The sequence below is a fragment of the Pseudomonas sp. genome, from assembly GCF_049645325.1.
Lineage (GTDB): Bacteria > Pseudomonadota > Gammaproteobacteria > Pseudomonadales > Pseudomonadaceae > Aquipseudomonas.
This window is the reverse complement of sequence record NZ_JBARTQ010000269.1, coordinates 1-8,972: the sequence shown is the minus strand read 5'-3', so window position 1 is coordinate 8,972 and position 8,972 is coordinate 1. Positions and strand designations below refer to the sequence as shown.

The following is an 8,972-nucleotide window of genomic DNA, read 5'->3' as shown; positions in this document are numbered from 1 at the left end:
TGACTGACCCACCGCATTCGCGAGCAAGCCCGCTCCCACATTTTTGACCGAGTATATTGTTCGGAATCCACGCCATGCCTGCGCTCACGACTTACACCACAAACATCCAGCCCGACTGGGTGGACTACAACGGCCACCTGCGCGATGCGTTCTACCTGCTGATCTTCAGCTACGCCACCGACGCGCTGATGGACACCCTTGGCCTGGACAGTGAAAACCGCGAAGCCAGCGGCCACTCGCTGTTCACCCTGGAGCTGCACCTGAACTACCTGCACGAGGTCAAACTCGGCGCCGAAGTGGAGGTGCACACCCAACTGATCGCTCACGATGCCAAGCGCCTGCACCTCTACCACAGCCTGCACCTGGTGGGCGATGAGAAGGAACTGGCCGGCAACGAACAGATGCTGCTGCACGTCGACCTCGCCGGCCCGCAGTCGGCGCCGTTCACCGTGGCGACGCTGGAAAAACTGGCGGCCATCAGCGCTGCACAGGCTGACCTGGCACGCCCTGCCCTGCTCGGCCGAGTGATTGGATTGCCGCCCAAAAAGCACTAAGGAGCTCACATGCAAACCGCCGCCGCTGTTGCCGATTTCCGTACCTACCCGAAGATCTGCGACCTCGCCAAGGCGCAGGTGCTGACGGATCAGATTCGTGTGCAATGGGCCGATGGCCGGGTCAGCCCGTTTCATCATCAGTGGCTGCGCGACAACTGCCCGTGCGCGGAATGCGTGTACAGCGTCACGCGCGAACAGGTGCTGGAAATCGTCGACGTGGATGAGCACCTCGGTGCGGTCAGTGCATGGATCGACGAGGGGTTTCTCAGTGTGGAATGGCGCGGCGGCCATCGTAGCCACTACGATCCGGGCTGGCTGCGGGCCCATGCCTATGACGATGAATCACGCGCAGAGCGTCGCGCGGCAAAGCCTGAATCCCGGCGGTGGGACCACAGTTTTACGCTGCCGGTGTTCGACTATGCCGCCGTGATGGAAGACCCCAAAACCCTGCTGCAATGGCTGCTCGCGCTGCGCGACAGCGGCCTCACACAAATCCGTGGTGTGCCCACCGAACCCGGCTCGCTGGCGCTGGTTGCCAAACGTATTTCGTTCATCCGCGAAAGCAACTTTGGCGTGCTGTTCAACGTGCAATCCAAGGCCGACGCCGACAGCAATGCCTACACCGCTTTCAACCTGCCGCTGCACAGTGATTTGCCGACCCGGGAGCTGCAACCGGGGCTGCAATTCCTGCACTGCCTGGTGAACGATGCCGACGGCGGCGAAAGTATCTTTGTCGACGGGTTTGCCATCGCCCACGCGCTGCGCACTGAAGACCCCGAGGCGTTTCGCGCGCTGTGTGAGATCCCGGTGGAGTTTCGCAATAAAGACCGTCACAGCGACTATCGGCGCCTGGCGCCGATCATTGCCCTGGATGCGTTGGGGGACGTGGCGGAGATTCGCATGGCCAACTTTTTGCGTGGGCCATTCGATGCGCCGGTGGCGTTGATGCCGTTGTTGTACCGCGCGTATCGGCGCTTTATTGCGATGACGCGCGAAGAGCGTTTTCGTCTGGTCAAGCGCCTGAACCCGGGCGAGTTGTGGTGCTTTGACAACCGCCGCACGTTGCATGCGCGCAATGCGTTTGATCCGGCTTCGGGGGCAAGGCATTTTCAGGGGTGTTACATCGACCGGGATGAGTTGCTGTCCCGGATATTGGTGTTGCAGCGGTAGACCGCCATCGCAGGCAAGCCAGCTCCCACATTTGACTGTATTCACAACTCTAACTGTGGGAGCTGGCTTGCCTGCGATGAGGCCGGCACATCCACCACAAAAACCAGGCAAAAAAAGCCCCGATCCAGCCGTGACTGGATCGGGGCAGAGTGCTTTGTGTGAGCGTGACATCCCGAGGGTGACCAAACCTTCAAGCTGCTTGCCTGGCCTTCAGTGTGCCTATTACTGCTGTCGGTAAATGACCCGAAAACGACATGCTCATAGCCATCTGAGCCATTCGTTGATTCTGCCCTTGCCGACCGGCCGAGGGCCTACCAGAATCCAGATCAATCCCCGCTCCCTCCACCAGGATAAACACCATGATGCACGCGGATTTGATTGACCAGGATGACCTGCTGGGCCAACTGCGCTCGCTGGGTTTTGAAGTGTCCAGCGGTGCCACCGCCGAGCAGGCCTGTGAGTGTGCGGTGCGTGGTTTGAGCCCGGCACGGGCCAAGGCGCTCAAGGGCATGGTGGAACAGATGTACACCGGCAGCGCGACGATCTTGCCGGCGGTGAGGCAGGCGATCGACAAGCAGCTGTTGCCGGCGTTGGTGCAGTTCAAACAGAGTTCGGGCGCCTGATAGAGTGCTATCGCAGGCAAGCCAGCTCCCACCTGTTGATGTGTGAACACAGTCAAATGTGGGAGCTGGCTTGTCGGGTCGCCGCATCGCTGCGATGAAGTCCCCTCGGTCTAGAGCCTTACGCTGGCAAACGTCGACTCATTGCGCGCCTGGCTCAATGCCGACAGCGGCCCCGACAACGGTGACAGCACCAGCGCCTGCGGAATCGGCATCATCGCCACTTGCTGGGTGGTGTTGGACCCTACACGCTCATCCCGTGGCGGAATGCCGAAGTATTCGCGGTAGCACTTGGAGAAATGCGGCGTGGACACAAACCCGCACACCGACGCCACTTCGATGATCGACATCGGGGTTTGCTTGAGCAACTGCCTTGCACGGATCAAACGCAGCTTCAGGTAGTAACGCGACGGCGAGCAGTGCAGGTATTTCTGGAACAGGCGCTCCAGTTGACGGCGCGAGACGGCGACGTACACCGCCAGCTCATCGAGGTCGATCGGCTCTTCCAGGTTGGCTTCCATCAGCGCGACGATTTCCTGCAGCTTCGGCTGGTTGGTGCCGAGCATGTGCTTGAGCGGCACACGCTGGTGATCCTGTTCGTTGCGGATGCGTTCGTACACGAACATTTCGGAAATGGCGGCCGACAGTTCACGGCCGTGGTCGCGGCTGATCAGGTGCAGCATCATGTCCAGCGGCGCGGTGCCGCCCGAACTGGTGAACCGGTTGCGGTCGAGGGTGAACAGGCGTGTGCTCATGGCCACGCGCGGGAAGGCTTCCTGCATCGACGCCAGGCATTCCCAGTGCACGCTGCAATCAAACCCGTCGAGCAAACCGGCGCAGGCCAGGGCCCAACTGCCGGTGCATACGGCGCCGAGGCGACGCGACTGGCGCGCCTGGCTTTGCAGCCACGACACATGTTCACGGGTGACGGTGCGCTGGATACCCACGCCGCCGCACACAATCACAGTGTCGAGGGCCGGGGCTTTGTGCATGGAGGCATCGGGCGTGATTTGCAGACCGTCGCTGGCCCACACCTGGTTGCCGTCGACACTCAGGGTTGTCCAGCGATACAGCTCGCGGCCGGACAGCTGGTTGGCCATGCGCAGCGGTTCCACGGCCGACGCCAGGGAAATCAGCGTGAAATTGTCCAGCAGCAAAAAGCCGATGGATTGAGGCGCACGGTTCTGGGGTTGGGCCCCTGAGTTGAACGACGTCATCGCGGTATCTCCTCACACAAAGCGGGTGATGGCCTCAGGCGAGGCTCTTGTTATTGCGCTCGTCTCCAGCGAGGAGAGAGGCTTTGAATAGACAGAGCAAATGCCATGCCTAAAATTGAATGGCCATTCAATAACTCCTGAAAACGACCTGATGACGCGTCTATATAAGCCCGTGCAAGGAGTGCGGGATAGGGCTCGAAATGGACGTCAGACCAGCCCGGCTCATGGGCCGTGAGCAGATCGGTAGCACTTGTGGGAAGGCGCTTTGAGGGCGTGGGAGAAGTCTGTCACCGCAAGCACGGGTGACGGGTGGTCAGGCGGGAAATCGTTCGGAAGCTACTTATCTGTTTGCGACGCGCTAAAAGGTGGCGCTTTTGGATCCGGGTGTTCACTTTATGAGCAGTCGTACCTGAACCACCGCTATCGCAGGCAAGCCAGCTCCCACACTCGACCGCCTACATCCTGAGGAAACACGGTCGAATGTGGGAGCTGGCTTGCCTGCGATGGCGGTATCACTGAATCAACACTCCACCGCACTCACCGCCAACCCGCCTCGCGAGGTTTCCTTGTACTTGTCGTGCATGTCCGCGCCGGTATCGCGCATGGTGCGGATCACCCGATCGAGGGAGATAAAGTGCTGGCCATCGCCGCGCAGCGCCATTTGCGCGGCGTTGATCGCCTTCACCGCCGCGATCGCATTGCGCTCAATGCACGGCACCTGCACCAGCCCGCCCACCGGATCGCAGGTCAGGCCGAGGTTGTGTTCCAAGCCAATTTCAGCGGCGTTGCACAGCTGCTCCGGCGTGGCACCAAGGATCTCGGCCAACCCGGCGGCGGCCATGGCGCAGGCTGAACCCACCTCGCCTTGGCAGCCGACTTCAGCACCCGAGATCGACGCGTTCTTCTTGCACAGAATCCCGACCGCCGCCGCGCCCAGCAGGTAATCGACGACGTTGGCTTCCGTCACCTCCTCGCTGAACTTCATAAAGTAGTGCAGCACGGCCGGGATAATCCCCGCCGCGCCATTGGTGGGCGCGGTGACCATGCGCCCGCCCGCTGCGTTTTCCTCATTCACCGCCAGGGCGAACAGGTTGACCCACTCCATGGCGCTCAAGGTCGAGCCAATCACGTTCGGTTTGCCCAGCTCCAGCAGGCTGCGATGCAACTTGGCTGCACGGCGACGCACATTCAAACCACCGGGCAAGATACCTTCGTGCTTGAGCCCCTGCTCCACGCAGTCCTGCATGGCGCGCCAGAGTTTCATCAGGCCGCTGCGGATTTCGTCTTCCGAGCGCCAGGTCTTTTCATTCGCCAGCATCAACTCGGCCACGCGCAGGTTGTGGGTCTTGCACAGCTGCAACAATTGCGCCGCGCTGGAAAAGTCATACGGCAGCTCGGTGCGGTCCATGTCGGCCACGCCGCTTTGCGCCTGGGCTTCGTCCACCACAAACCCGCCGCCGACCGAATAGTAGGTATCGCGGTGCAGCTCGCCGTCATCACCCCACACCACCAGGGTCATGGCGTTGGGATGGAACGGCAGGTTTTCGTCGAGCAAACGCATGTCGCGCGCCCATATGAACGGCACCGGCAAACGCCCGTCGAGCAAGAGTGTGTCGGTTTCGCGCAGGGTGTGAATACGCACGCCGATCTGCGATGGGTCGATTGCGTCCGGCCACTCGCCCATCAGGCCCATGATGGTCGCGGTGTCGCTGCCGTGGCCGATGCCGGTGGCCGACAGCGAGCCATACAGCTGAACTTCGACGCGCCGCACTTGTTCCAACAGTTCACGTTCACGCAGTGTTTGAGCGAACAACGCCGCGGCGCGCATGGGCCCGACGGTGTGAGAACTGGAAGGCCCGATGCCGATCTTGAACAGGTCGAAAACGCTGATAGCCATTGCCGTGAAACTCCGCAGGTGAACAGGCCTGGCACCAAGGAGCTGCTACGCTCAGATCGCCCAGATGGCGGCATCATCAGCCTTTTGTTGCCCCTCACGGCGTCTCACACCGACGTAACCATGCTCACCAACGCCGCCCTTGTGCGATCAGGCGTTTTGGCCGTTTTTAGCGGTGCAGATCGGCAAAAACTGCAGTTTTGCCTTTGGAAAAATCTGTAAGCGACGTCACCGACACTGGATACGACCATCCCTGTACTGGATACGACGCCCCCTGTAGGCGTCAGATTTTCACTGGTACATGATCAGTCTCGACTCGTTTGCAAGGCACCGTGCCGCCGCTATGTCGCACGCCCCAACCGCAACACTTATAAAGCGCGGCGAATGCCGCCAGAAAAAACACAGGAGTCTAGCCCCATGAAAGGTTCACCCTCGTTGTTGTTGGCCGCCATGCTGAGTCTGCCAGTCCTGGCGCACGCTGCAGAACCGGCACAATGTCAGACCGTCAACTTCTCCGACGTCGGCTGGACCGACATCACCGTCACGACCGCCACCACCAGCGAAGTCCTCAAGGGCCTGGGCTACAAGCCGCGCACCACGATGATTTCGGTACCGGTGACTTACAAGTCGCTGGCTGACGGCAAGAACATGGACATCTTCCTCGGCAACTGGATGCCGACCATGGAGAACGACATCAAGCAGTACCGTGATGCCGGCACCGTGGAGACCGTGCGCGCCAACCTGGAAAACGCCAAGTACACCCTGGCGGTGCCCGAGGCGCTGTACAACAAAGGCCTGAAAGATTTCGCCGACATCGTCAAATTCAAGGATGAACTGGGCGGCAAGATCTACGGGATCGAGCCGGGTAACGACGGCAACCGCACCATCCAGACCCTCATCGACAAAGACGCCTTCGGCCTGAAAACCGCCGGTTTCAAAGTGGTCGAGTCCAGCGAAGCCGGGATGCTCTCGCAGGTGGAACGCGCCTCCAAGCGTGACCAGGCCATCGTGTTCCTCGGCTGGGAACCGCACCCGATGAACACCCGCTTCAAGATGAAGTACCTGACCGGGGGTGACGACTCGTTCGGCCCCAACTACGGCCAGGCCACCATCTACACCAACGTGCGCAAGGGCTACACCCAGGAATGCAGCAACGTCGGCCAGTTGCTGAAAAACCTGTCGTTCACCTTGAACATGGAAAGCACCCTGATGGGTAAAGTCCTGGACGACAAACAAAAGCCGGACGCCGCCGCCAAAGCCTGGCTGAAAGCTAACCCGCAAGTGCTCGACACCTGGCTCGCCGGTGTGACCACGGTTGATGGCAAACCAGGTCTGGAGGCCGTCAAAGCTTACCTCGACAAGTAATCGCTGACCCCGGGCCGGTGCGCTGGCCCGGGATGTTTTCCCCTTCGCATGTGGACATTCACTACCATGCTGACTGAACATAAAATCCCACTAGGCCAGTACATCGCTGCCTTCGTTGAATGGTTGACCCAGCACGGTGCCAACTACTTCGACGCAATCGCATCGACCCTGGAAACGATGATCCACGGCGTGACGTTCGCGCTGACCTGGTTCAATCCGCTGGCATTGATCGGTCTGATTGCGCTGCTGGCTCACTTTATTCAACGCAAATGGGGCCTGACGGTTTTTGTCATCGCCTCCTTCCTGCTGATCCTGAACCTGGGGTACTGGCAGGAAACCATGGAAACCCTCGCGCAGGTGTTGTTCGCCACCCTGGTCTGCGTGGTCATCGGTGTGCCGCTGGGCATTGTTGCCGCGCACAAACCGCTGTTCTACACCATGATGCGGCCGGTGCTCGATCTGATGCAGACCGTGCCGACCTTCGTCTACCTCATCCCTACCCTGACCCTCTTCGGGCTGGGTGTGGTGCCCGGGCTGATCTCCACGGTGGTGTTCGCGATTGCCGCGCCTATCCGCCTGACCTACTTGGGTATCCGCGACGTTCCACAAGAGTTGATGGACGCCGGCAAGGCCTTTGGCTGCTCGCGCCGTCAGTTGCTCTCACGCATTGAACTGCCCCACGCCATGCCGAGCATTGCCGCCGGCATTACCCAATGCATCATGCTGTCGTTGTCGATGGTGGTGATCGCCGCGCTGGTAGGCGCCGACGGCCTCGGCAAGCCGGTGGTCAACGCACTGAACACCGCCGACATCGCCCTGGGCTTTGAAGCTGGCCTGGCCATCGTGTTGCTGGCCATCATGCTCGACCGCATCTGCAAACAACCCGACGCCAAAGTAGGGGGTGATGCATGAGCATTATCCGATTCGACAATGTCGATGTGATCTTCTCCAAAGACCCGCGCGAAGCACTCAAGCTGCTGGACCAGGGGATGCACCGCAACGAGATCCTGAAAAAGACCGGGCAGATTGTCGGCGTTGAAAAAGCCAGCCTGGACATCGAGAAAGGCGAGATCTGCGTGCTGATGGGCCTGTCCGGCTCCGGCAAATCGAGCTTGCTGCGCTGCATCAACGGCCTTAACACGGTCAGCCGCGGCAAGTTGTTTGTCGAGCATGAAGGTCGTCAGATCGACATCGCGTCGTGCACACCGGCCGAGCTGAAAATGATGCGCACCAAGCGCATCGCCATGGTGTTCCAGAAATTCGCCCTGATGCCCTGGCTGACGGTGCGCGAGAACATCAGCTTTGGCCTGGAAATGCAGGGCCGCCCCGAGAAGGAGCGGCGCAAACTGGTGGACGACAAACTGGAACTGGTCGGCCTGGCCCAATGGCGCAACAAGAAGCCGGACGAGCTCTCGGGCGGCATGCAGCAGCGCGTCGGCCTGGCCCGCGCGTTGGCGATGGATGCCGATATCTTGCTGATGGACGAACCCTTCTCCGCCCTCGACCCGTTGATCCGCCAAGGCTTGCAAGATGAACTGCTGGAGCTGCAACGCAAGCTGAGCAAGACCATCGTGTTCGTGAGCCATGACCTGGATGAGGCGCTGAAACTGGGCAGCCGCATCGCGATCATGAAAGACGGCAAGATCATTCAGTACAGCGTGCCGGAAGAGATCGTGCTGAACCCGGCGGACGACTATGTGCGCACCTTCGTCGCGCATACCAACCCGCTGAACGTGCTGTGCGGCCGCAGCCTGATGCGCACCCTGGATAACTGCACCCGTGTGAACGGCTCTGTGTGCCTCGATCCGGGCGGCGATTCATGGCTGGACCTGGCCGAAGGCAACACCATCCAGGGCGCCCGTCAGAATGGCGCGGTGATGAACCTGCAGAACTGGGCACCGGGGCAACCGGTGGAAGGTTTGGGCCGGGTGCCGACGCTGGTGGACTCCAATATCGGCATGCGTGACGCGCTGCAGATCCGTTATCACACCGGGAACAAGCTGGTGCTGCATAACAACAACCAGGTGGTGGGGATTCTGGGGGACAGCGAGCTGTACCACGCCCTCTTAGGCAAGAACCTCGGCTAAGGCAGCACTGCAAAACCCACGGGAGAAACTGGGTCAATGTGGGAGCTGGCTTGCCTGCGATAGCA

At 60.6% G+C, this 8,972-nt stretch carries 8 protein-coding genes; 6 read left to right on the top strand and 2 right to left on the bottom strand.

Annotated elements, in window-relative coordinates:
* The first annotated feature begins 74 nt into the window (after positions 1-74).
* From WBB95_RS11790 to WBB95_RS11780, 3 genes are all read left to right on the top strand, one after another.
* The gene (locus tag WBB95_RS11790; protein WP_424487756.1) at positions 75-554 is read left to right on the top strand and encodes a thioesterase family protein; all 480 of its coding nucleotides are present in this window, start codon (positions 75-77) and stop codon (positions 552-554) included.
* A gap of 9 nt (positions 555-563) precedes the next feature.
* On the top strand, positions 564-1,724 hold the full coding sequence (locus WBB95_RS11785; protein ID WP_424487755.1) for a gamma-butyrobetaine dioxygenase: 1,161 nt from the start codon (positions 564-566) through the stop codon (positions 1,722-1,724).
* Positions 1,725-2,083: 359 nt separating this feature from the next.
* Positions 2,084-2,347, top strand: coding sequence for a hypothetical protein (locus tag WBB95_RS11780; protein ID WP_424487754.1), 264 nt, complete (start codon positions 2,084-2,086; stop codon positions 2,345-2,347).
* Between the two features lie 110 nt (positions 2,348-2,457).
* On the opposite strand, the gene WBB95_RS11775 is transcribed toward WBB95_RS11780, so the two are convergent.
* Both WBB95_RS11775 and WBB95_RS11770 read right to left on the bottom strand, forming a co-directional pair.
* A complete protein-coding gene (locus WBB95_RS11775; protein WP_003216915.1) occupies positions 2,458-3,561 on the bottom strand; it encodes a GlxA family transcriptional regulator in 1,104 nt (367 codons plus the stop codon).
* 520 nt (positions 3,562-4,081) lie between these two features.
* Positions 4,082-5,458, bottom strand: a complete 1,377-nt coding sequence (locus WBB95_RS11770) for an L-serine ammonia-lyase (protein ID WP_424487753.1) — start codon at positions 5,456-5,458, stop codon at positions 4,082-4,084.
* Between the two features lie 414 nt (positions 5,459-5,872).
* Here WBB95_RS11770 and WBB95_RS11765 point away from each other — a divergent pair, with 414 nt between their 5' ends.
* From WBB95_RS11765 to choV, 3 genes are all read left to right on the top strand, one after another.
* Positions 5,873-6,820: a choline ABC transporter substrate-binding protein gene (locus tag WBB95_RS11765; RefSeq protein WP_424487752.1), complete on the top strand. Its 948-nt coding sequence runs from the start codon at positions 5,873-5,875 to the stop codon at positions 6,818-6,820.
* 66 nt (positions 6,821-6,886) lie between these two features.
* Positions 6,887-7,732: a choline ABC transporter permease subunit gene (gene choW / locus WBB95_RS11760; protein WP_078739495.1), complete on the top strand. Its 846-nt coding sequence runs from the start codon at positions 6,887-6,889 to the stop codon at positions 7,730-7,732.
* The gene (choV, locus tag WBB95_RS11755) at positions 7,729-8,907 is read left to right on the top strand and encodes a choline ABC transporter ATP-binding protein (RefSeq protein WP_424487751.1); all 1,179 of its coding nucleotides are present in this window, start codon (positions 7,729-7,731) and stop codon (positions 8,905-8,907) included. The genes choW and choV overlap by 4 nt, the downstream gene beginning before the upstream one ends.
* Positions 8,908-8,972: the final 65 nt, after the last annotated feature.